The sequence below is a fragment of the Dysgonomonas sp. 216 genome (genome assembly GCF_010501065.1).
Lineage (GTDB): Bacteria > Bacteroidota > Bacteroidia > Bacteroidales > Dysgonomonadaceae > QVMM01.
The window spans coordinates 73,542-97,712 of the sequence record NZ_QVMM01000004.1; the positions used below are offsets into that span (position 1 = coordinate 73,542).

Genomic DNA, 24,171 nt, shown 5'->3' on the forward strand with positions numbered 1-24,171 from the left:
AATATTTAAACAACAAAGCCGGATTTTATAAAAAATTCCGGCTCGTTAGTTAGTTCCATTTCTATTATAGTCTTAATCGCTTTTCTATCTCGGCAATATCGTTACGGAACGATTTATCAACCTCTATCTGATCTTTCACTATTTTGCAGGCATGTAATACTGTTGCATGATTCTTTTTACCAATAACAGTACCTATCTGCGTTAGCGACATCTCGGTATATTGTTTCGAGAGATACATTGTTACCTGACGAGCCTGAACAATCTCACGTTTACGCGACGAGGTATGTATTAATTCATTCTTAATATTATAATGCTGACACACTACATCCGCAATAATATCAATAGTCAATTTCTTTTTTTCTATTTTCTTTATCGCCTGTCCTATAACCCTTTTTGCCAACGATAAATCGATATCCTTGCTATAGATTACAGAATGAGCCATCAACGATACTATAACCCCCTCAAGATCCCTTACATTTTCGGTAACATTTTCAGCAATAAAATCCACAACATCTTCGGGAATCGTAAGCCCGTCATGTAAAATCTTGTTTTCAAGAATCTTCAATCGTAAAGTTTTATCAGGACTTTCGAGTTTAGTGGTCAGTCCCCAACGGAAACGAGTCAATAATCTTTCTTCAACCCCTTGCAAATCGGCCGGAGCCTTATCCGAAGTAAGAATTAATTGCTTATTATTCTGATGTAAGTGATTAAATATGTGGAATAGTGTATTTTGTGTTTTCTCTAACCCTATAAGTTCTTGTATGTCATCAATAATAAGAACATCTATACCCTGATAGAAATTAATAAAATCGTTAACCGTGTTATTACGGGTCGAATCGGTAAATTGTACTTTAAACAAATGAGCCGATACATATAATACTCTCTTCTCCGGATATAATTCTTTAATTCTTGTACCTATCGCATGGCATATGTGCGTTTTTCCCACACCAGATGATCCGTGCATAAATAAAGGATTAAAAGCTGTTTTTCCCGGATTCTTAGCAATAGCCTCACCTGCTGTCCGAGCCAATTTATTACTCTCGCCTTCGAAAAAGTTATCGAACGTGTACTTCGGATTCAACTGCGAATCGAATTCGTCTGTTACCGCTTTCTTAAAAGGACTAGGAATCTTATTAGCGTTTTTAGGTGTGATTTTATCAATACCTAATGACTTAGTTTCGCTACGATAATCAACTAAAGTATTAGACGTATTTTCGATAAGCGTCCGATAGTTAAGTTCTGTATCAGCACCAACAACTCTATATAAAGTAATTCTTAACAGATCAACAAATTTTTCTTCCAAGTATTCGTAGAAGAACTGGCTTGGAACCTGAATAGTAAAAACTTTCCCATCATAGCTCAGCGGCACAATAGGCAGGAACCATGTTTTAAAAGTTGCATCAGGTACATTATCCTGGATTACTTTCAAGCAATCTTCCCACAATTTATTTACTTTGTCGATCATGATTATTTTTTATTGTATTCCCAGTTTTAATATTCGAACTACAAAAATCTATTATTTTTTCTTCAAAAACAATTGCTCTTAAATTTGCTTTTTCATCAAACCCTGTATCTTTCTACAAATCAGCAAATTACACCCCTCCACAACAAACTTTGATAAATAACAGGGCTAAAAAGTCTTAACTGATTGTAAGTTAGAAATATAAAAATAAATATAGTATTATACATTTATAGTATTACAGGACAACGGAACGTTTCAGACCTCCGTTTGATAAGGTTATGTTAAAAATAGCAGCAAATCACTATTTAGACGTAATCTAAATAACACTTTAAAAAACTTTTACGTTTATATACCTTCCCGGATTCTCTTTCACATCCTTCAACAAAAGAGATGCATTATTTAAAGTTATATTTATACTATCATATAACTGCTTATCGTTCAACAACAAACCTAAAGAATTATCCTTAGAATTTATTTTTGATGTCAGGGTTTCAAGGTTCTTCATCGTTTGGTTTATCGACTGATAAGTAGCCTCTATATCCATATTATTAGCCTTGCCTGTCAACTTTTTTATATCTTCCGAGGCTGATGCAACATTTGAGGTTATCGTCGGAATATCCTTGTTTAAATTAGCCAATAACAAACTCAATTGTTTAGTCGAAACATTCAGTTGATTTGTTATCTGCTCAACATTGTCTACCGATTGATTTAGCGCCGGATTATTCACTATAACCTGTAAGCCGACTAATATAGAGTCGATTTTAGGCAACAACCCTGAAAATTGGGGTAACAGGTTACTCGATAAAGATTCCATCATACCCGTATTACGTATTCCCTTTATCAAATCGTCCGACGAATGATATGTTTTCGACTCATAGTCGGGTTTAAATAATACCTTTGCTCCGCCTATGAAAGAATTATCTAATTCAAATACACTTCCTTTGGGTATATCTATACCCTTATTCAGATTTATGCCTACTAATATATTTCGTGGATTATCTGAATCCATCTTTATCGAATGCACAAGCCCCACCTGAAGCCCATTCATAACAACCGGACTGGATAAAACTAGATCGGTCACATCTTCAAAAACAACAGTATACGAGTTTGCCGGACGAAAGATATTAATTCCCTTCAAAAAACTAATACCAAAATACAGTATAAGAATACTTATAACAAAAGCAACCCCTATCTTCAACTCTTTTGAAATTCTCTTTTTCATTGATCTTTTTATTTTCGAAAATGTAACCTAATTATATCTTTTATCTACAGTAGTATATATATCTACTTCATCCGTTTTCCGTTTTTAAACTCAATAACAAATGCATCCGGAAATTTCGAACTAATCTTACGTCTTAATCTATGTGCTTCGCTCTTATCTGTTGTCGATCCATAAGTATATTTGTAATATCCGCCATCGTAATATGAATCGACAGGCGAAACACCTTTCAATTGAGACGAATTTGCCGATAATTCAGTTTTACTTATAAAAAACTGAACACGATATTCTACTGCATCAGCAGGAATTGAACTTTCTACTTTCGCCTGTTTTTCAACAGTTTTAACCTCAGGCTCCGATTTAGATACAGCCGGAGTAGCGGGCTTCACTATTGTTTTTGGCACAGGCTGCGATTGAACAGGCAATACAACAGTATCTTCACTCTTCTTTGTTTCATTTTGAGGTTTAGCAACTACCGGATCTTGTTTTGGTTTTTTATAATATCTGGTTGTACCCGAAGTGGAAACATTCGACGCCTGTACTTTCTCGGCACTTTCGGTTTTTACGTCAATTTGCTCTGATACAACTATTTTATTCTGTTCAGAAACTTCTGCAACCTCTTCATTTACAATTGACATTGCCGAAACATCTGCAACTATCTCGCTACTCGCACCTCTCTTATCTATAATACCTTTATATTTTTTGAATCCCGAATATATAGCATTTGCCAAGCCACGTTTACCAATTGTTGACGACATATATTTTGCCTCTATCGGATTGCTGATATATCCCAACTCAATCAGAACACTAGGCATAGCAGTATCTACAAGTACCCAAAAGCCCGATTGCCTGACTCCATTATCTACACGTTTAGCTTCCGTTTTAAAGGCATTCTGTATATATGACGCTAACTCGATGCTCTGGGTCATATGTTTCGATGCTTCAAACTCGATCATTATATCGAATTCAGGAGAATTTGAATTATATTTTTTATATTTTTCCTGATAGTTATCCTCATACATTACAGCTGCATTTTCTCTTCGGGCAGCCTCCAGATTTTCATTCGACCGATGAAGTCCCAATGTATAAGTTTCGGCACCATACGCCGTAGATTTTATTGCCTTTGTTGAATTAGTGTGAATAGAAATAAACAAATCCGCTTTCGCTCTGTTTGCTATACGAGGTCGTTCATAAATATCAACAGCAACGTCAGTTTTACGCGTGTATATCACTTTCGCATCTGGATGATTATCTTCAATCAATTTTCCTAGATAAAGAGCAACATCCAGATTAATATCTTTTTCTCTTATTTTTCCTCTCACTGCTCCGGGATCACGTCCCCCGTGACCGGGATCTATTACCACTATAAATTTATCGGCAGCAAGAGCAATATCTCCGATTGTGAATAAAGCTACAAGCAACAATAATAGTTTTTTCATACCATAAATATTCTAGTTGTTTTCAGGTTTCTTATAAACAACTTCATTTTTCAATTCTTTATTTGTAAAAAAATCCAGGATATTATCCATAGTTGTCATAGCAATATTTGTCATGGCTTCTTTTGTAAAAAATGCCTGATGAGATGTCACTATTACATTATTAAATGATAATAACCGGGCTAGAGTTTCGTCCGTAAGAACTTTATCCGAGAAATCTTCATAAAAATATGCGCTTTCCTCTTCATATACATCAAGACCGGCAAAGCCAACCTTTCCACTAACCAACCCATCAATTAAATGTTTTGTATGAATAAGCTTACCTCTACCTGTATTGACAATCATTACACCATCCTTCATTTTTTCGATTGATTTGTCGCAAATCATATATTCTGTTTCCTTTGTCAATGGACAATGAAGGGTTATGATATCAGCCTGACGATAAATTTCCTCGAGGCTCGTATATTCAAGTCCTATTTTTTCAGCAAATTCGTTATTGGGATAAAGATCGTAAGCTAAAACCCTCATGCCTAACCCCTTCATCAATTCAACAACTACTCTACCAATTTTACCGGTGCCTATCACTCCAATAGTTTTCCCACACATATCAAAACCAAGAAAACCATTCAACGAAAAATTATTATCCTTTGTTCTCCAAAATGCTCTATGTATACGGCGGTTCAGGCTTAACATCAGAGCCAATGTATGTTCTGCTATGGCATGAGGCGAATACTCAGGAACTCGAACCACTGTAATTCGTCCTGCTGCCGAAGCTATATCGACATTATTAAAGCCTGCACAGCGTAAGGCTATAAGTTTTACTCCCAACGATACCAATTTATTTATAACAGCAGCATCAATCACTGCGTTAACAAATACACATACGGCATCGCACTCACTAGCAAGTATTACATTATGAATATCAAGATGTTCCTTATGAAATCTTAATTGAAAACCGTACTTCTCATTTACCGTATTAAAGTTATCGATATCATATTTTTTTGCATCGAAAACCGCAATTCTGTACGACATATATATTCAAAATTTGTGTTAGCAAAACTCTCATGCAAAAGTAAATAAAATAAGCTAAAAACCATAAGCTTTAAAAGGTATTAGCTTCTGCCCACTTACAATTTTTCTGCATTTTCACATTTACTTGCATTTTAGCATCTAACTATTAGTATTACAATATTCATCTTATAAACAAATAAAAATCGCTTATGTTTGGATTTAAAAACAAAAAGAGAAGACTAATGCCTTCTCTTTCTCTTAATATATCAATAATAAAAATTATACTATTTAGCAAAACTTACTGCTCGGGTTTCACGTATTACTGTAATTTTTACTTGTCCCGGATAAGTCATTTCATCTTGAATTTTCTTTGCTATTTCATTCGACAAAGTTTCAGTTTCAACATCACTTATCTTGTCAGCACCAACTATAACCCGAAGTTCGCGTCCGGCTTGTATCGCATAAGTTTTTAACACTCCCGGATATGCCAATGCTAATTGCTCTAAATCGTTAAGCCTTTTTATATAAGCTTCAACAATCTCGCGACGAGCCCCCGGACGTGCGCCCGATATTGCATCACAAACCTGAACTATAGGAGCTAGCAAACTTGTCATTTCTACTTCATCGTGGTGAGCACCTATAGCATTACAAATATCCGGTTTTTCCTTATATTTTTCAGCCAATTTCATACCCAACAATGCGTGAGGCAATTCCGGCTCATCATCTGGCACTTTCCCTATATCATGTAATAGGCCTGCACGTTTAGCCTTTTTCACATTCAATCCTAACTCCGATGCCATTATAGCACACAAATTAGCTGTTTCTCTGGCATGTTGAAGTAAGTTTTGTCCGTACGACGAGCGATACTTCATTTTCCCCACTAAGCGTATCAATTCAGGGTGTAAACCGTGTATCCCCAAATCTATAGCTGTACGCTTACCCGTTTCTATAATTTCTTCTTCTATCTGTTTCTTTACCTTAGCTACAACCTCTTCAATACGTGCAGGGTGAATACGTCCATCCGCAACTAATTGATGCAAAGCCAATCGGGCAATTTCTCTCCTTACCGGATCGAATCCCGAAAGCACAATTGCCTCTGGTGTATCATCTACAATAATTTCTACACCTGTAGCAGCTTCTAACGCTCTGATATTGCGCCCTTCGCGACCGATAATGCGTCCTTTAATTTCGTCAGACTCAATATGAAAAACAGTAATAGCATTCTCTATAGCTGTTTCGGTTGCTACACGCTGAATAGATTGGATGACTATTTTCTTTGCTTCTTTATTTGCGGTCATCTTAGCCTCTTCCATTATTTCATTAATGTACGACTGTGCACCTGTTTGAGCCTCATCCTTAAGAGCCTCTACCAATTTCTCTTTCAACTCTTCAGCCGACAATCCCGACAAAGCCTCTAAACGCTCAACCTCTTGTTTATGCAACTTTTCGAGGTCTTGTTTTTTCTTCTCTACTATTTCGAGTTGTGTATCCAGATTTTCTTTAACAACTTCAACTTCGTTTTTACGACGCTGAAGGTCTTCTTGTTTCTGGTTTAAACTTTGCTCACGCTGCTTCATCTTGTTTTCGGCAACTTGCAACTTCGAATTACGGTTATTTACTTCTTGTTCAAATTCCGATTTCATTTGAAGCGCCTGCTCTTTTACCTCAAGCAACTTATTTTTCTTTATCACATCCGACTCTCGTTCGGCTTCGTTTATAAGCCTCTTGTATTTCGAATTCGAAACGGAGTTTAATATTACCCACGTCAGAATTCCTCCTAATACAAAGGCTATTACACCTATAATTATTTCCATATCTCAATATTATATATTCTTGTTAATTATTATTCAATTATTATAAACTTTACCTTATAATGCAAAAAAGCACCAAACTAAGGATAACAATAAACCTTAATTGGCGCAAAATGTATTTCCAAAATATAAAACCGAAAACAGGACAATTTACCGTTTCAGATATTCATCAAGCTCTGTTGTCAGAGCCTTTATTTTATTCTCAAACATTTTATTTCTTGAATCCAAATCAAAATGCTCAGACAAAGCTTGTATTGCAGTCATTACCACATAATCCAACTCTTCCAAATCTTTTTGATCAGGGCCTGAAAAATAATTTTTATATTGTCTTATTTTCCTTTCTATTTCTTTTGCAGCATCACGAAAAGCCTTTTCGTCCCTTCGCTTTATACGTAAACGATAGGTTTTACCTGCTATCTGCAAACTTATCACAAAGTGTTCGCTTATTGCCATTGATATATTATAACATTTAAACTTTCAATAAAGCAATACACTTATCTACATCCCGAACCAATCTTGATAATTTCAACTTTGCATTCTGCAATTCATCACTTTCTCCTGTTTGAATAGCTTTTGCCAGTTTAAGATTATCATACTTCATTTTCATTTGAGCTAACTCTATCTGAAGAGAATGAGCTATCTTATCTTTTTCTTGCAATTCTGCTTTCAGACTCACATTTTGTTCCTTAAGCGAATCACAAAGATACATTAATTGCCTCATTCTAATTTCGAACTCAGCAAGCATTTTCTCTTGCTCGTCAGTCATACCCAATCAAAATACTCACAAATATAACGATAGATTGCGAATATTCAAAATATTCAATTCACTATTTAACAAATAAGCCGGCCTCCTTGTTTTCACACACAAGTTCTTGTTTCCTGAAAAGCAGTCCGGCTAAAAAACTAGAATACAATTTATTAACTTAAACAATAATCTACACAAAAGAATAGCCACACAATATACCTAAAGCAAAAACAATACATCTCTAATAAAAAAAACGTCTATGACACATGTATACAACATTATTTTCCTATATTTGCAAAGTCGGCTTTACACAAAGATGGCAATTTGCCTCTTTTTGTGAGAGCAAGACCTTATAGTGATTTTGTTATATTTAGAGAGAGCAGACCGCTTCTTACTACCATTGTAAGAGGGGTCTTTTTTTCCTTCCTCAACAAAGCCCCCACAAACAAAAAAAGCATCCGTAATACGGATGCTTTTCAAATTATTGATTTTATATATCAATTATTTATTTACTGTTGCCATGTGAGCAATTAGATCAAGAACTTTGCTTGAATATCCCCACTCGTTATCGTACCAGCTAACAACTTTTACGAAAGTATCAGTTAAAGCGATACCAGCTTTAGCATCGAAGATAGATGTACGAGCATCACCGATAAAGTCCGAAGAAACTACTGCATCTTCAGTATATCCAAGGATTCCTTTCAATTCACCTTCTGAAGCATCTTTCATTGCTTTACATATTTCGTCATATTTAGCAGGTTTTGCCAAATTAACTGTAAGGTCAACTACCGATACATCCAAAGTTGGAACACGCATTGACATACCTGTAAGTTTTCCGTTAAGTTCAGGAATAACTTTACCTACAGCTTTAGCAGCACCTGTAGAAGAAGGTATGATGTTACCTGCAGCAGCACGTCCACCTCTCCAGTCTTTAGCAGAAGGTCCGTCAACTGTTTTTTGAGTTGCAGTTGTAGCATGTACTGTAGTCATAAGACCGTCAGTAATACCGAATTTATCGTTAAGAACTTTAGCGATAGGAGCTAAACAGTTTGTAGTACATGATGCATTAGAAACCATTTGAGTTCCTTTTACATATGAATTTGTATTCACACCACAAACAAACATAGGAGTGTCGTCTTTAGAAGGAGCAGACATTACTACATATTTAGCACCGGCATCGATGTGTCCTTGAGCTTTATCTTTAGAAAGGAATAAACCTGTAGATTCTACAACATATTCAGCACCTACATCGCTCCATTTCAAATCAGCAGGATTTTTTTCTGCAGTTACACGGATAGCGTTACCATTAACAACCAATTTACCATCTTTAATTTCAACAGTTCCGTCAAATCTTCCGTGAACAGTATCATATTTCAACATGTATGCCATGTATTCAACGTCAATAAGGTCGTTGATACCTACAATCTGAATGTCTTTTCTTCCTTGAGCTGCACGGAAAACCAAACGTCCGATGCGACCAAAACCGTTAATACCTACTTTAATCATCTTTTTATTTATTTAATTGGTTAAAAAAATATTACTTTTCCTTTTCTCGAACTAAAACACTCCCTATCCGAAAATGTTTTATTCTTAAATATTTATTACTAAAACAAACCCTTAACACTTAACGTATGTTTTAGGCATGCAAAATTACTAAAAAGTTTTTCTTTACACCAATTTTTAAACTCCATTTATTAACACCACAAAAACTCTTTTCTTTTTTTTATTTCTTTTTGCTTGGCAGAGATAGCAAAATATCGAAAATATAAAACGAAACAACCAATCCGGCTATTTTTATTGTAGGAAGAAAATAGGAAGTTTTATAAAAAAGAAATGGTTGTCTCACGACAACCAATCTCCATTGTTAACCTTAAATCTAATACTATGAAAAACACTTTACAAAGATAAAAGACTTGATGATAACTTCCAAATATCTACTTATTTTATTTTGCACTATTAAAATAGTTTAACCAAATACGCTTTAAATACAAAAGAGACTTACATTAAAGTTACTTTTTGCTATTTGACGAAAAATAACGACACAAATCTTTTCTTTTTTGCAAAAAACGAAAACATACATATCATTTGTCCAAAATTAGACTAATAAAACAACCATAAAAGACAAAAACAGAGGCTTACTACAAAAGACTAAAAGAAGAATAATTCTTTATTTTACCACTTTAAAAAATATTCGAAAACCCTCACAATGGGGAAGACTCTTTAAAAAACTAAAGTACACCAATATGAAAAAGTTTTTGTTATCTATTATCGTTATTACATTATTTGCGTTCAACATGTCAGCTCAAGTTACAATAGGGTCAGAAACTGTCCCTGAAAAAGCAGCCTTATTAGACATTAAAACCCGTTCAGGAGGAGCAGGACTAACGTCTTCTGACGGAGGAGGATTATTGATGCCAAGGGTATCGATTTCTGATCTTTCTGTTTTAGGCATTTTTTCTGATATAACAGGTTTGGATAACAACGACGAAAAACTAAAGCACAGAGGATTGACCGTATATAACATAGGAACCACTAATGTAGAAGCAGGTATTTATGTATGGGATGGGGCTAAATGGCAAAAAGCAGGACAAAAGAGAGAAATAAAATTCTTCTACATGCCCTCTATTCAAATAGATCTGAGCCAAAATCCGCAACCCATCGATTTACATGCAAGATATGTAGATCAGTTTCAACACCCTAAAGCATCCAGCACAGGGTCTGTAATACCATATTATGTAAATGCCAGCGACTTAGATTATTATATTACCGATTACGACGAGGACATATTTGCGTCTGTAACAGTTGATGCAACAGGAGAAATGGTATATACATTACAAAATCCTCTCCCGGCTGACGTATGTTGCTCTTTTATAAATATTGTTTTCGTGGTAAAATAATTTCGCCCAATAAATAAGTTGTATGAAAAAAGACATGTTTATATTATTTAGATATATAGGAGCTTCAATCGTACTCGTTTTTGCATGTACATCTCCTATATTTGCTCAAATATCGGGCGATTATCCTTATTTTGAGTCATTCCTGAGTGGAAACCAACCCGATGGCATTATAACACCCATGCCCGAAAAAAACAGCGTAACCTTCAAGAAAAAAGGAGCTGTTCTTACACCCGAGCCGGCTGATTTCGGAAAATTTGGTGCTATAATACTAAACAACCACTCTTTTGATGCCAGTGCCGGTATATTTATTTCATTCGAATATATGATATATGGAGGTAACGGAGGCGATGGTATGTCGGTCTTTTTCTTCGATGCATCCGCAACCCCTCACATTGGTGCTGTTGGTGGTGGAATAGGTTATACCTATAACCGTAGCTACAATGGCTCGGCTGGAAGCGTTGATTTTACAAAATTTCGTGCTATAGGGCTAAACGGAGCTTATCTGGGAATTGCTTTAGATTCGTACGGTAATTTTAAAAACGCATTCTATCAAGGCGAATCACGTGTGAGCGGCTTGCCTTACATTGGGTATGGTATGACAGGTGGAATTGACCTTAATTCTAAAAACACAAAAGACGATGTAACTTTAAGGGGAGCAATGAGCCCAACATCGGCCGGCAGCTTTCCCGGAATGGGAATAGGTTATGCAGGCTATCCGGTATTAGTAACACAGAGCACTGTTGAAAATATTGGTCACAGATTAAAAAACGGAGGTAATTATGCATGGGAACAATACCCTCAACTAAAACCTGAAACTGTTCCTTTCCCGATAAAAGGAGGATACCAATACGAAAGGCCGGGCGATGCCGGTTACCGCCGAGCATATATTGAACTATTCCCTAACACCGAAACCGGTGAGGGAGGATTCTATATTTCCGTAATGATTGAAAACGAAAACAGAAGGGATACTATTATAGACAACTATCTCTATCGTCAAAGTTTTAGATATCTGGAAAACGCGATGAGTATAAATAACTCCGGCGACAACGACGGAGCTGACGGCATGCCTCGGGCAAGTTCTCTATCAAAAGTATTAGACGCAACTGTGCCAAGCGCTCTCAAAATAGGCTTTGCTGCTGCAACAGGCGACTCCAAACGCAGTGATGCAAAAAACGACACACACGTTATAAAAAACGTAAAACTTATACTACCACGAGCTGCTGAAGCATACGACGATTTTTTACCCGATCATTTTCGAGGAGTAGATGCCGAATTTCATCCTTTACTTAACGACATAGGATATACGGGAACCATCAGGAGAATTCAGGGTCCTTGCCCAGAATGTATAGATGAACAAACCTTCAGGTTTGTGTTAGATGATGGTACCGAAATTTACGACGACGGATCAAACACCATAGTGTACGCCATGCAAGATACCGGAGTTTGGACATACAATAAACTTAACGGAAAAGTATTATTCGATCCTAATAGTAACTTTTTAGGTGAAGCCAGAATTAGATACAACATAAAAGGCGGTAAAGGTGGTGAATATCCTTACAATCAAGAGTCATACCGATCGACCCCTGCAACGCTTGGAGTAAATTATATTATAGACCCCAATCCTCCGGGAAGTACGTTTATGATTTCGAACAAGATGGTAACCAGCAGAACAAAAAAATAACATAGGTATTATAGTTTATATTCTATATAAATAGAGCCTGACAGAAATGTGAGGCTCTATTCTATTTATGCCGAATAGCAAAATGTGCAAAGCTATTGGTGTTATAAAAAAAAGTAACTATCTTTGCACAGCTTTGTTCCTGAAGATAGTTCATCGGAAGGATTAAAAGGGAATCAGGTGAAAATCCTGAACAGACCCGCTGCTGTAAGCTCCTTAAAAGTCTTTAAACAAAAACTCATACCACTGTTTTGTATTATCAAAATGGGAAGGTTGTTTAAAGATGGAGTAAGTCAGAAGACCTGCAAAGTATAACTAGTATTCTGAAAGCTTTCGAGGATAAAGGCTTAAGAGCAAAAATTTTCAGTCATTCTACTTTTTGTCACCCAAAAGGTTTATTTCTAAAAAGTTGCATTAATATTCTATCCCTAAAAAGCTAAGAATTTATTTCTGTTTAGTAAATTTAAGATGGATAGGTCACTTTGCTTCTTTATTGTTATTCTGTTTTTTGCCATTACGTCAACAGTTAAAGCCGATTCTATATCGACTAAATATATTGATGAAATAACTGTAACTTCGGCAATAAAACCCTCTGCTTCGTTATCCGGAGCTCCTTTGCAAGTTCTTACTTCTGACGATATTACAAATTCAGGGTTTCAATCGATGTCAGATGCAGTCCGGCGTTTTGCCGGAGTAGCAGTTAAGGATTATGGCGGAATTGGTGGACTCAAGACTGTATCGATAAGAGGTTTGGGCTCTCAGCATTCGGGTATTAGTTACGATGGAATTCCCATGGGAGACTCCCAATCAGGTCAAATTGACATTGGTCGATTCTCTCTTGATAATGTAGCATTACTAAATTTTAATATCGGTTTATCAAACGATATTTTTCAATCAGCCAGACAACAATTATCTGCAGGTTCATTAAACATAACAACCTTACAGCCATCTTTTTCCGAGAAAAAGAACATCAAACAGGTACAAATAAAAACAGGTTCTTTCGGTTTTTTCGAACCTTCTTTATATTATGCACAACAGCTTAATTCCAATTGGGCTGCATCAGCAAACGGTGCTTGGCAACGAGCCGATGGTAAATATCCTCATAAATTTAACAACGGGTCTTATTATGAAGATCGTAAACGATCTAACTCCGATACTGATATTTGGAGGGGAGAATTTAATATTTATGGAAAAACTGGAAAAACAGGATCATTAAACTTTAAAGTTCATGCATTCGATTCGGAACGAGGCCTTCCTCAAAAGGCTATGAACGGAAGCCAATATTCGAATGAACGTTTGTGGAATACCGATTTTTTTACACAAGCATTATACGAAAACAAGCTTAATAAAAAAATCGACATCAAAGGCACTGCCAAATTCACACGCAATTATACACGCTATACAAATAATAGTATAAAAGATACAACCCGAAACAACTTTACTCAATACGAATATTATATATCGGGGGTTGTTTCATATACACCTTTAAAACAACTATCGTTTTCTATAGCTCAAGACTATATAAGAAGCTATCTCGATATGGACTTCGGAAGGAAAGAGAAAGAAGGAGATGCATTCCCCTCAACAGACAAAGCCTACAGAAACAGCTATCTTACAGCCATTAATGCACAGTTTAACACAAAAAAACTTATACTTACAGCCAGTTTGCTCGGCGCCTATTACGACGAAGATGTAAAGAAAAAGGAAAGTCCTGAAAATAAAAAACGTTTATCTCCGGCTCTTAGCGTCTCTTATAAACCGTTCGATTATGGTTTAAGATTCAGAGCATCGTATAAAGATGGTTATAGAATACCTACATTCAACGATATGTATTACACACACGTTGGAAACATTAATTTACGTCCGGAACTAGCAAAACAATATAATATTGGTATAACATGGGTTACCTGTTTAAACAATACCTTCAACTTTTTAAACATCACCGCCGATGCTTATCAAAACAATATTAAAGATAAAATAGTTGCTCTTCCATCCATGTTCGTTTGGAAGATGATGAATGTTGATAATGTTACAATAAAGGGTTTAGACATTACAGCCTCATCCGACATTCTGTTATCTGAAAAATTAACTGTAAAAATAAACGGAAATTATAGTTTTCAACAAGCCGAAAATGACGACACCAACGATCAGTTGCCATATATTCCAAAACATTCGGGGGGGATGAGAGTTGGCATTGACAATCCATGGATAAATCTCTCTTATAGTTTTATAGCTTGTTCGAGCCAATACTCGGAGCTGATGCATTCAAAACAAGTGTATATGAAAGCTTATGCCGATCAAACGATTTCGGCGAATAAAACATTCAAAATATCGGGATCAATAATCCGTTTGCAAGGAGATATTGTAAACCTGTCAGGTAAAAATTATGAAGTAATAAAAGGATATCCTATGCCCGGACGTTCCTTCAGAATATCAACATCGTGTAATTTTTAATTGTCTAACTAATTTATAAAAGCATTATGAACTTATTCAAAAACTTATTATTCAAAAGCGCAATACTTTCATTATTGGCATTTACATTTGTATCATGTAGCGACGATAATGACAATGATGACAATGGTCCGTGGAAACCATCCGAAGGTCTCTATATCCTGAACGAAGGTTCTTATAATGGCAACAACGCAAACCTTGCATTCTACAATCTGACAACGCAAGAATTGAACAAAGAGCCTTTCGAAACAATGAATGACGGACTTTTTCTTGGTTCTACAGCTCAACACTTGTTAGTGCAAAACGACACAATGTACATAGCTGTATACCAGTCGGCATATATTTTTGTTACCGATAAATACGGAAAAGTTATCAAAAAAATAGAGTCTACACGTGACGGACAACCTCAGCAGCCTCGTGAATTTGCAGCTCACGGCAAATATGTATACGTAACCTATTACGATGGTTATCTGGCACGTATAAATAAAAAGACTCTGGAAATTGAAGATCAGGTTAAAGTTGGAAGCAACCCCGAATCGGTATGCGTTTCGAATGGCAAAATATATGTCGCTAATTCAGGCTATGGATACGGAACTACAGTTTCTAAAATAGATCTTAATACTTTTGAGTTTATAAAAGATATTGATGTTATACAAAACCCAACAGTACTAGAAAAAGATAAAGACGGAAACATATACGTAATATCAATGGGCAACTATGGCGATATTAAAAATACGCTTCAGAAGATAGATATTGCAACCGAAGAAGTTTCGGTATTAGGCAAAGGCTCCATAATCAGGATGAATACAAAACGTGATAAACTTTACTCGATATATTCGCAATGGGGAGCAACAGAAGTGACATACAAAGTTTACGACACGACTACCGGCGAAGTTGTCGATAATAAGTTTATTACCGATGATGTGGAATTCGTTAGCGATCCATATTCTCTAAGCATCGACCCTAAAAACGGAAACATATACATTGGAGTATCCAATTATAGTACCGAATCATCGATGTATATAATATCTCCTTCAACAGGCAAACTGCTTCACAGTTTCAAAACAGGAGGAATTAGTCCGCGTGGCGTATATTTCATTAAATAACCGGCATAATAAATAATAAAAAAAGGTCGCTGGGATAAATATTTTAGCGACCTTTGTATCGCTTATGAAATATATTGCATTTTTTATCGCCATCGTATTTTTTGTATCTTGTAATACCAATACCAACAAAGGGAGCATACAAGAATGCGCAGATGTATACCATATAGAATATGCAAAAGGATTCGATATTAAAAAATACGAGAATTACACCGAGGTTACAGTTAACGACCCTTGGGACTCGACCAAAATACTACAAAAATACATACTTGTAGACAGAGACAATAGTGTGCCCGATAATCTGCCTGAAGGAACTCTGATACGTACTCCTCTGACTAGTGTTGCTGCATATTCGACCATACATTGCACCGTATTGAGCGAGCTAAACATGCTGAACATTGTAAAAGGTGTTTGCGAACCACATTTTGTTGACATCGACTATATACAAAAAGGTGTAAAGAACGGTACGATTGAAGATTTGGGAATGGCCAGTAATCCCAATATCGAAAAAATAATCCTTGTCGATCCCGATGCTATTATGGCAACCCCTATTCACGGCTTACCTTACGGAAGCATAGCCAAAACAAAAATTCCAATGATAGAAACCCCCGACTATATGGAATCTTCTCCATTAGGCCGGGCCGAATGGATAAAATTTTATTCAGCCTTTATAGGAAAAGAACAACTAGCAGATTCTATTTTTAAACAAACCGTTGAACGCTACAACACTATTAAAGATAAAATGGCTAGTATAAATTACCGCCCCACTGTTTTTTCCGATCATAGATATGGAAATGTTTGGTACACAGCAGGAGGTAAAAGTTATATGGGTAATATGCTGAAAGATGCTGGAGCCAATTACATTTGGAGTGATAATGAAAATACAGGATCGCTCCCATTATCGTTCGAAGAGGTTTTGGATAAAGCCGGAGAAGCTCAGTTTTGGCTGATAAAATATAACCAACCCAACAATTTGAGCTACAAACAACTCGAAGAAGAATACAAACCATACTCGAACTTTGCAGCATTCAAAAATAAGAATATATATGGATGTAATACAGGATATGCAACTTACTATGAAGACTTGCCTATCCACCCCGACTATGTATTGGAAGAGTTAGCCCATATATTCCACCCTGAAATTTTCCCCGATTACAGGCCTAAGTATTACAATAAATTAGAAGATTAAGCCCGAATTGTGATAGCTAGAACCAAACATATCAGCATACTTTTTATACTCCTTGGTTTGGGGATTATATTGTTGTTTTTCGCCAATCTATTTTGGGGAGCTGTATCGATACCGGTCGAAGCTATTATAAATATACTTATAGGTAACGAGCCCGAAAAAAGAGCATGGGGGCATATTATTCTGGAATCCCGATTACCACAAGCCATTACCGCATTATTTGCCGGAAGTGGCATTGCCGTATCGGGGCTATTATTACAAACCGCATTTCGTAACCCTTTAGCCGATGCCGGAATTTTAGGCATCAGTGCCGGAGCGAGTTTAGGTGTAGCACTAATAATTCTTCTGTTTGGCGGAGCTATTGGAGGTGTTGCCAATTTCAATTTTTCATCCTCTATGACGGTCGTTATCGGTGCATTTGTAGGAGCAGCATTTATTCTGGCTATTATTATGGGATTTGCATCCATTATTAAAAACAACGTAATGTTGCTCATCGTCGGGATAATGGTGGGTTACCTTACATCATCAGTAATATCGTTACTTAAATATTGGAGTACCAGCGAAAAACTCTTTTCGTACATGGTATGGGGAATGGGCGATTTCTCAGGGGTTCCCATCTCACAGCTATTATTCTTCTGCATTGTTGTTGTCATAGGGTTATTTATTGCCGTTTTACTAATGAAACCGCTTAATGCAATGCTTTTAGGCGATCGTTATGCTGCAAATCTGGGAGTAAACATAAAATATACCCGTATTCTTTTACTTTTTTGCGCAGGACTACTTACAGCCATTACAACGGCATATTGTGGCCCTATATCATTTATCGGTTTGGCAGTTCCACATATAGCACGTTTAATGCTTGGCACATCCGATCATAAACTATTGCTTCCGTCAACAATACTTGTTGGTGCTGCAATGGCCCTATTATGCAACATGATAAGTATACTGCCTATTTTTTCGGGCGTTATACCACTTAATGCCATCACTCCTATTTTCGGAGCTCCGGTTATTATATATGTTATTGTAAACCAAAAACGAATACAATATTTTAAATAACCAATATTTTTTTACCATTATAGGTTATAGATAAATAATAACGAAAATAACGACATTACTCTATATGTATCTAAAGATTTCGATCATAACCAAGCTTTAACAAGAGAAGAACTTATAAAACCAACCGAATGAAAATAGCATCCATATCAGCAAACAATCTAAGCATTGGTTACCATCATAATAAAAACAATGAAGAGAATGGACTATATCACAACCTTTCTCTGAAATTGTATGAAGGAGAGCTTACTTGTTTGTTAGGCCTAAATGGTGCTGGTAAATCGACCCTGCTGCGCACGCTTTCGGGTATGCAACCTTCGTTGGATGGAGAGGTATTATTGTATGGCAAAAACATCAATAATTATAAAGAAGACGAACTGTCTAAAATACTCGGGCTGGTTCTTACCGACAAGACATCGGTAGGCGGACTTACAGTAAAGCAACTTGTGGGGCTGGGGCGTTATCCGTATACAGGTTTCTTTGGCAGGCTCACAAAAACAGATTATGAGGTTATAGATAATGCCATGGAAGACGTTGGCATATCGCATAAAAGCAATGCATACATGGCCGAATTATCGGATGGTGAACGTCAAAAAGCAATGATAGCTAAATCGCTGGCTCAAGAATGTCCTATTGTATTTTTAGATGAACCGACAGCATTTCTTGATGTTGCCAGCCGAATTGAGATAATGAATCTGCTGCATAACTTAGCCGCAAGTGCAAAAAAAACGATACTACTCTCTACTCACGACATGGATTTAGCATTTCTTTTAGCCGACAGGCTTTGGTTGCTTTCGCGAATAAAAGGGATGAAATGCGGAGTAACCGAAGATCTGATATTAGACAATACGGTTAAAGAGTTTTTTGACCGAGAAGGCATATCCTTCGACAAAAAAACCGGAAACTTCCTCCCAATACAGAACCCCGAACGCACAATACAACTAAATGTTGATGAAAACCTGCGTCATTGGGTCGAAAATTTTCTACGTCGTAAAAATATTGGTATCGAACCAAATATATCTACCTCTAATTTGCCTCTGATAGACGTAAAAGGTTATAACAATATAGAGTTCATAAATAACTCTAAGACTGAAAAATTCAAATCGTTCGAAGAATTACTCTCTGTCTTATAACGTCCCTTGATTGATAAGCAGCTAAACACCTCCTACGGTAAGGCTTTTCACTAAAACCGAAGGTAATCCCTGACCAACAGGTACACCTTGCCCATCTTTACCACAAGTCCAAGCACCTTCATCTATTTTCAGGTTATTACCAACCATTGTTATATCGGAAAGAGCCTTTGGTCCGTTACCTATTATATTAATATCTTTTATTGGCCGCGTTAGTTTTCCATCTTCGATAAGATAGCCCGATTTTACAAAGAATGTAAAATCTCCGGCACCTATTTGTACCTGCCCATTAGTAAAGTTATCGACAAAGACTCCCTTCTTTACGCTCTTTATAATATCCTCTTCCGACATTTCGCCGCTTTCCATATAGGTAACGCGCATACGTGGTAACGGTGGATAACGGAACGATTGCCTGCGCCCGTTTCCGGTAGGCGATGCGCCATAATACTTAGCACTAATACGATCGTGTAAATAGCTATCAAGAATACCATCTTTTACGATGTGTGTCTTTTGTGTAACAATGCCCTCATCATCAAAATTAATGCTGCCCCGTGCATTTTCCAAAGTACCGTCATCTACAACATTTATCGATGGATGGCAAACTTGCTTACCCAGTTTATCTGAGAAAATAGAAACATTCTTTCTGTTAAAGTCAGCCTCAAACGCATGCCCTATTGCTTCGTGCAATAATATGCCTGAACCACCTGCTCCCATTACCACAGGCATTTCGCCGCCTTTAGGTTGTACTGCCTCAAACATTAACGATGTTTGAGATACAGCTTCGCGGGCAAGTATGTCAATCAGGTCGTCGTTCAAAAATTCAAAGCCTTTCCGATATGCCCTTGATGAACTTCCACTTTCAATCCGTCCATTAGCTTCCATCGCACACGATGCAAACATTACGCACATAGGACGATAATCGTGACAAAGCGTACCTTCCGAGTTAAAGAACAGCACATATAATGTAGCATCATTCAGGCTTATATTTACTTTAGCAACACGGTTATCAAGCTCAAAAATCCGGTCATTAAGCTTCTGAACAAAGCCCTTCTTATCGGCAACAGATACATCGAGCCATGGCTTTTTTATCGGGTACAGATTATTAAACCCTGTTTCGTTAACACTAACCGTTCGGGATCGATTTTGTCCGTCAGCTATACTCGACGCTGTTCGGGCAGCCCGAAGCATCTCGTCCAGATTAGTATTCTCTACGTAAGCATACCCTGTCTGGTCGCCGGTAACCACTCTGATACCTACACCATAATCAATATTCGAGGAAGCTCTGTTTACCTCTCCATCGTGCAACGATATATTATTGTAGAAAGTGTGCTCAAAAAACAAATCGGCATAATCGCCTCCTTTTTTCAGGGCCTCGTATATAACTGCCTGAAGATCGCTTTTTGTTACACCAAAACGGGATAGTATGCTGTTAAATCCGATATCTTTTGTGTTGTACTCCATTTTTATTTTATATTATACACAAAAGTACGAATTTATTGTTAGTTTTATAGAGAAGACCGGGTTTTCAGAAAAAGGCTCATGTGTTATAAAGAAATGTGTTTTTCATGATAGCCAGACTTAAGGTCGTGAAGTAAAGAAGGAGTATAATTTTTTGTACCAAACTCTATTAGTCAAGAAGAAGCTTTGTTCGGTACGCTGTTATAGCAGTAGAGGTAATCTTTACTAACTTAACCCGGTTCATTCCCTATAATTTCACCATAATATTAGATATATTATATTGTTCATTTTCTGAATGCAAGCTAGCCAAAATAAGCTTATCTCAAAAAGAAATTAGTAGCTAATAGAGATTATTTTTGCTCTAACAATAAATGGATTATGTTTCTTTATTTTAAATAATTTTCATTTTCCGCAAATACCATGTGAGAAGCTTTTTTTTGTTTCACTTTTCGAAAAAAAAAGGCAATTATGAGCCTATATGAAGAATTCAGAGAGCTATTGATTGTCTTCGCAAAGTATAGATAAAATCAAAAGAAAAACCGATATCGGGTATCAACCAAATATCGGCTTTATATTAGATAAGAGATTAATCCGGACTGGCAGCTATCTGTAAAAAGCCTCGGATAAATTACTTCTTGATAGATATTTTATATAATATTACTTTATTTCGAAATTATTGGGGATAGAATCCATAATATCAAAAAGTTCATCTTTTGTATTGGCACGTAGCATAGCTATGCGCGTTTTCTTAAAATCGGGGATACCCTTAAACAAGCAACTTGCTGCTAAATGCCTGCGGCTATGTATAATACCACCTCTCTCTCCACTTCTTTCCACATTTCCTTCTATATATTCTTTCAATATATCCATATACCAAACAAAGGGCTTCTTAGGTAGCATATTACCTGTTTGCAGATAATATTTTACTTCTTCAAATATCCACGGAGAACCAATACTCCCCCTCCCTATCATTATAGCATCTACTCCTGTTTCATCAAATCGTTGTTTGCAAATTTCAGGAGTCGTAACATCTCCGTTACCTATAATGGGAATATGCATTCGCGGATTCTTCTTCACATCTGCAATAAGCGACCAATCGGCCTCTCCCGTATACATCTGGCTGCGGGTTCGTCCATGTATGGTTAATGCTTTAATTCCTGTGTCTTGTAATCGTTCGGCCAACTCTACTATAATTTTCGATTCGTGATCCCAACCTAAACGAGTTTTTACCGTAACAGGAATTTTTACGGCCTTTACAACTTCCCGTGTTATTTCGAGCATCAGTTCGGGAGTTCGTAACATCCCCGACCCGGCACCTTTTCCCGCAACCTTTTTTACTGGGCATCCAAAATTAATATCCAGTATATCAGGATTCGATTCTTCACAAATGCGGGCAGCCTCAACCATCGAATCTACATCCCTACCATATATCTGAATAGCTACAGGACGCTCCTCTTCACTTATCTTTAGCTTTTCTTTCGTCTTGTTCACATGCCGGATAAGTGCATCGCTCGATACAAATTCGGTGTAAACCATGTCTACTCCAAATCGTTTACAAAGCAGTCGGAAGCCTATATCTGTAACATCTTCCATTGGTGCAAGAAACACCGGTTTGTCAGGAAATTCTATATCGCCAATTTTCAAACTCATTCTTAATAATAAAAAGATGTTGTATATTCAGTTGTGTTTCCGCCTGCATCGGTTGCAGTAAAGTTTAAGACATGTGTACGTCCCTTCTCCAATCGTTTCGGATCGAACTGATAAGTGTACACTGGCGATTTCACATCGTTTTCGAATAAAGCAAATTGCCCGTCTATAGTTCCTCTTATCAATTTCACGCCACTTTTATTATCTGTCACTTTCAATTTTATAGCCTTATTTTTTATCCATTGCTGCTCATTAACAGGCAGAACAACAGGTGGTACATTATCATACGACACAGCATATACACCACCCATCTCGCGAATTGTTGTTGTCATATATCCATCATCGTATGCACCGCCAACCCAACTATCCTTTCCATTCTTTATAGACACAATTCCATACTGATCTTTATTAATCAACGTATCCGATGTCAGTTTTAACGTCATTTCAGCCTTATCGTGTATAGGAACAGGTACATCATTTACCGTAAAAATATCAGAATAATATGCCTGCGATTTGGAACTTACTAAATTAAAGATGCAATTATCGTACAAATTACCTTTAGGTATAACGAGCGAAAAATTATCATTCAAATAATAATTATCCTTATCCCAAACCATATACAGAAGCCCCTTTCGCATCGACGGAATATTTTGTTGCTTACCTGTTATATTAAAACTATACGAAGACATATTACCATGCAGGTCAACAAGTTCATACCTTAATTTATAAACCTTCTCCTCATCAATCGTTATGTATCCGTTATTCTGCATATTCTTATAAAAAGGTAAAGTATTGCCCGGCTCTATAAACGAACGCATGAAGAATGATTTATTTATGCGCCAGTCATAAAAATCGATAAAAGAATTTATCATTCGAGTTTGCTCAAAGCTATATTCGTTTATTTCCGATTCGTAAACCAATGTTTCATCAACAAAAAGACGGATTGTTCGTACACCATATGTATTACTGGTTCCATCCATTCTGTCGTATGCCTTTACTCCTACTCCTATAGTACCCCAAGCTGTGATTGCTGTTTTCAACGCCGAATATTGTCCGCTTTTAAGTTTAGTAACTGTTTGCCTCAGCGGTTGGCGACTATTATTTACAACACCTTCGCCCTCTACCGGATATACGGCAATACCTCTTACATCGGGCGGCAGATTGTCTTTTACACTATTTTTTACAAAAGCTAAAGGATTTAAAGGATTCTCGGTTATAGCATCTCTGACATCGAAATGTAAATGAGGGCCACCCGACGAACCTGTATTTCCACTATATGCTATCAATTCTCCCTTTTTCACAGGGAAACGCTCTGGTTCGGGAAAAAGATTCACTCTAAAGCTCTCTTCTTCGTATTGCTTTTCCTTTATATAAGCTGCTATTTTGGGAGTAAAACTTTTCAGATGCCCATATACTGTTACGTGCCCTGTTTCGGGATGAGTTACATATAGTGCAAGCCCAAAACCCGAACTCGACACAAGTATGCGGGAAACATACCCATCGGCAAAACTGTATATAGGTTTATTTATAACACCCTGAGTTTTAATATCGATACCCGAGTGAAAATGATTATTTCGTAATTCGGCAAAACTTCCGCTCAAATATACCGGTATTTTTACAGGAACTTCGTATTGCTGGGCACTCCCATGTATACCTATTAATATTGTATATATTGTTATTAATAATTTCTTCATAATTCAATTTTATTCTTCGGCTTGCAAAGGTATGAATATATTTTCAGCCATACCAAAGTATTAAATCTTGTTAGGAATGAATGGCTATTTTTTATAATCAATTCTACACAAATAGAATTAGCACCCCATTATAACATTCTACATATTGCATTAATAACAAAACCTGACATTCCTTACAGTTTTATTGTTT

At 36.6% G+C, this 24,171-nt stretch carries 18 protein-coding genes and 1 riboswitch; of the genes, 7 read left to right on the plus strand and 11 right to left on the minus strand.

The genetic code is table 11. From position 1 onward, the window contains the following. Positions 1 to 64: 64 nt before the first annotated feature. The 8 genes from dnaA to gap all read right to left on the minus strand — a co-directional run bounded on the left by dnaA (position 65) and on the right by gap (position 9,190). Positions 65 to 1,465 (minus strand): chromosomal replication initiator protein DnaA, encoded by a 1,401-nt coding sequence (dnaA, locus tag D0T53_RS03715; RefSeq protein ID WP_185152968.1) that lies wholly within the window; start codon positions 1,463 to 1,465, stop codon positions 65 to 67. 325 nt (positions 1,466 to 1,790) lie between these two features. Next, on the minus strand, positions 1,791 to 2,684 hold the full coding sequence (locus D0T53_RS03720) for an MlaD family protein (protein ID WP_163265205.1): 894 nt from the start codon (positions 2,682 to 2,684) through the stop codon (positions 1,791 to 1,793). Positions 2,685 to 2,746: 62 nt separating this feature from the next. Continuing rightward, positions 2,747 to 4,120, minus strand: coding sequence for an N-acetylmuramoyl-L-alanine amidase (locus D0T53_RS03725; RefSeq protein WP_163265207.1), 1,374 nt, complete (start codon positions 4,118 to 4,120; stop codon positions 2,747 to 2,749). A 12-nt stretch (positions 4,121 to 4,132) separates the two neighbouring features. Beyond that, positions 4,133 to 5,149 carry a 2-hydroxyacid dehydrogenase gene (locus D0T53_RS03730; protein WP_163265209.1) on the minus strand — a complete coding sequence of 339 codons (1,017 nt, stop codon included), beginning with the start codon at positions 5,147 to 5,149 and terminating at the stop codon, positions 4,133 to 4,135. Between the two features lie 263 nt (positions 5,150 to 5,412). Continuing rightward, a complete protein-coding gene (gene rny / locus D0T53_RS03735; RefSeq protein ID WP_163265211.1) occupies positions 5,413 to 6,942 on the minus strand; it encodes a ribonuclease Y in 1,530 nt (509 codons plus the stop codon). Positions 6,943 to 7,089: 147 nt separating this feature from the next. Then, entirely contained in the window at positions 7,090 to 7,392 is a 303-nt protein-coding gene (locus D0T53_RS03740) for a cell division protein ZapA (protein WP_163265213.1), read from the minus strand. A gap of 16 nt (positions 7,393 to 7,408) precedes the next feature. Continuing rightward, a complete protein-coding gene (locus D0T53_RS03745; RefSeq protein ID WP_163265220.1) occupies positions 7,409 to 7,705 on the minus strand; it encodes a hypothetical protein in 297 nt (98 codons plus the stop codon). 480 nt (positions 7,706 to 8,185) lie between these two features. Beyond that, positions 8,186 to 9,190: a type I glyceraldehyde-3-phosphate dehydrogenase gene (gene gap, locus D0T53_RS03750; RefSeq protein WP_163265222.1), complete on the minus strand. Its 1,005-nt coding sequence runs from the start codon at positions 9,188 to 9,190 to the stop codon at positions 8,186 to 8,188. Between the two features lie 737 nt (positions 9,191 to 9,927). Here gap and D0T53_RS03755 point away from each other — a divergent pair. From D0T53_RS03755 to D0T53_RS03785, 7 genes are all read left to right on the plus strand, one after another. Further along, positions 9,928 to 10,581: a hypothetical protein gene (locus tag D0T53_RS03755; protein WP_163265224.1), complete on the plus strand. Its 654-nt coding sequence runs from the start codon at positions 9,928 to 9,930 to the stop codon at positions 10,579 to 10,581. 22 nt (positions 10,582 to 10,603) lie between these two features. Further along, the gene (locus tag D0T53_RS03760; protein ID WP_163265226.1) at positions 10,604 to 12,262 is read left to right on the plus strand and encodes a hypothetical protein; all 1,659 of its coding nucleotides are present in this window, start codon (positions 10,604 to 10,606) and stop codon (positions 12,260 to 12,262) included. A gap of 116 nt (positions 12,263 to 12,378) precedes the next feature. Next, positions 12,379 to 12,584, plus strand: a riboswitch (cobalamin riboswitch). A gap of 143 nt (positions 12,585 to 12,727) precedes the next feature. Continuing rightward, positions 12,728 to 14,713: a TonB-dependent siderophore receptor gene (locus tag D0T53_RS03765; protein WP_163265228.1), complete on the plus strand. Its 1,986-nt coding sequence runs from the start codon at positions 12,728 to 12,730 to the stop codon at positions 14,711 to 14,713. Between the two features lie 26 nt (positions 14,714 to 14,739). After that, complete coding sequence (locus D0T53_RS03770; RefSeq protein ID WP_163265230.1) at positions 14,740 to 15,816, plus strand: DUF5074 domain-containing protein; 1,077 nt, start codon at positions 14,740 to 14,742, stop codon at positions 15,814 to 15,816. A 64-nt stretch (positions 15,817 to 15,880) separates the two neighbouring features. After that, positions 15,881 to 17,002 carry an ABC transporter substrate-binding protein gene (locus D0T53_RS03775; RefSeq protein ID WP_163265232.1) on the plus strand — a complete coding sequence of 374 codons (1,122 nt, stop codon included), beginning with the start codon at positions 15,881 to 15,883 and terminating at the stop codon, positions 17,000 to 17,002. Between the two features lie 9 nt (positions 17,003 to 17,011). After that, positions 17,012 to 18,055 (plus strand): iron chelate uptake ABC transporter family permease subunit, encoded by a 1,044-nt coding sequence (locus D0T53_RS03780; RefSeq protein WP_370457780.1) that lies wholly within the window; start codon positions 17,012 to 17,014, stop codon positions 18,053 to 18,055. A gap of 128 nt (positions 18,056 to 18,183) precedes the next feature. Further along, complete coding sequence (locus tag D0T53_RS03785) at positions 18,184 to 19,185, plus strand: ABC transporter ATP-binding protein (protein ID WP_163265234.1); 1,002 nt, start codon at positions 18,184 to 18,186, stop codon at positions 19,183 to 19,185. A 21-nt stretch (positions 19,186 to 19,206) separates the two neighbouring features. On the opposite strand, the gene D0T53_RS03790 is transcribed toward D0T53_RS03785, so the two are convergent. The 3 genes from D0T53_RS03790 to D0T53_RS03800 form a co-directional block, all read right to left on the minus strand. Further along, positions 19,207 to 20,643: a TldD/PmbA family protein gene (locus D0T53_RS03790; protein WP_163265236.1), complete on the minus strand. Its 1,437-nt coding sequence runs from the start codon at positions 20,641 to 20,643 to the stop codon at positions 19,207 to 19,209. A 654-nt stretch (positions 20,644 to 21,297) separates the two neighbouring features. Further along, the gene (gene dusB / locus D0T53_RS03795) at positions 21,298 to 22,284 is read right to left on the minus strand and encodes a tRNA dihydrouridine synthase DusB (protein ID WP_163265410.1); all 987 of its coding nucleotides are present in this window, start codon (positions 22,282 to 22,284) and stop codon (positions 21,298 to 21,300) included. Between the two features lie 8 nt (positions 22,285 to 22,292). Beyond that, on the minus strand, positions 22,293 to 23,981 hold the full coding sequence (locus D0T53_RS03800; protein WP_163265238.1) for a M23 family metallopeptidase: 1,689 nt from the start codon (positions 23,979 to 23,981) through the stop codon (positions 22,293 to 22,295). Positions 23,982 to 24,171: the final 190 nt, after the last annotated feature.

What these genes read in the sequence shown, in the direction of transcription:
- dnaA (WP_185152968.1), bottom strand. Translation starts at nt 1,465, where the DNA reads ATGATCGACAAAGTAAATAAATTGTGGGAAGATTGCTTGAAAGTAATC.
- D0T53_RS03720 (WP_163265205.1), bottom strand. Translation starts at nt 2,684, where the DNA reads ATGAAAAAGAGAATTTCAAAAGAGTTGAAGATAGGGGTTGCTTTTGTT.
- D0T53_RS03725 (WP_163265207.1), bottom strand. Translation starts at nt 4,120, where the DNA reads ATGAAAAAACTATTATTGTTGCTTGTAGCTTTATTCACAATCGGAGAT.
- D0T53_RS03730 (WP_163265209.1), bottom strand. Translation starts at nt 5,149, where the DNA reads ATGTCGTACAGAATTGCGGTTTTCGATGCAAAAAAATATGATATCGAT.
- rny (WP_163265211.1), bottom strand. Translation starts at nt 6,942, where the DNA reads ATGGAAATAATTATAGGTGTAATAGCCTTTGTATTAGGAGGAATTCTG.
- D0T53_RS03740 (WP_163265213.1), bottom strand. Translation starts at nt 7,392, where the DNA reads ATGGCAATAAGCGAACACTTTGTGATAAGTTTGCAGATAGCAGGTAAA.
- D0T53_RS03745 (WP_163265220.1), bottom strand. Translation starts at nt 7,705, where the DNA reads ATGACTGACGAGCAAGAGAAAATGCTTGCTGAGTTCGAAATTAGAATG.
- gap (WP_163265222.1), bottom strand. Translation starts at nt 9,190, where the DNA reads ATGATTAAAGTAGGTATTAACGGTTTTGGTCGCATCGGACGTTTGGTT.
- D0T53_RS03755 (WP_163265224.1), top strand. Translation starts at nt 9,928, where the DNA reads ATGAAAAAGTTTTTGTTATCTATTATCGTTATTACATTATTTGCGTTC.
- D0T53_RS03760 (WP_163265226.1), top strand. Translation starts at nt 10,604, where the DNA reads ATGAAAAAAGACATGTTTATATTATTTAGATATATAGGAGCTTCAATC.
- D0T53_RS03765 (WP_163265228.1), top strand. Translation starts at nt 12,728, where the DNA reads ATGGATAGGTCACTTTGCTTCTTTATTGTTATTCTGTTTTTTGCCATT.
- D0T53_RS03770 (WP_163265230.1), top strand. Translation starts at nt 14,740, where the DNA reads ATGAACTTATTCAAAAACTTATTATTCAAAAGCGCAATACTTTCATTA.
- D0T53_RS03775 (WP_163265232.1), top strand. Translation starts at nt 15,881, where the DNA reads ATGAAATATATTGCATTTTTTATCGCCATCGTATTTTTTGTATCTTGT.
- D0T53_RS03785 (WP_163265234.1), top strand. Translation starts at nt 18,184, where the DNA reads ATGAAAATAGCATCCATATCAGCAAACAATCTAAGCATTGGTTACCAT.
- D0T53_RS03790 (WP_163265236.1), bottom strand. Translation starts at nt 20,643, where the DNA reads ATGGAGTACAACACAAAAGATATCGGATTTAACAGCATACTATCCCGT.
- D0T53_RS03800 (WP_163265238.1), bottom strand. Translation starts at nt 23,981, where the DNA reads ATGAAGAAATTATTAATAACAATATATACAATATTAATAGGTATACAT.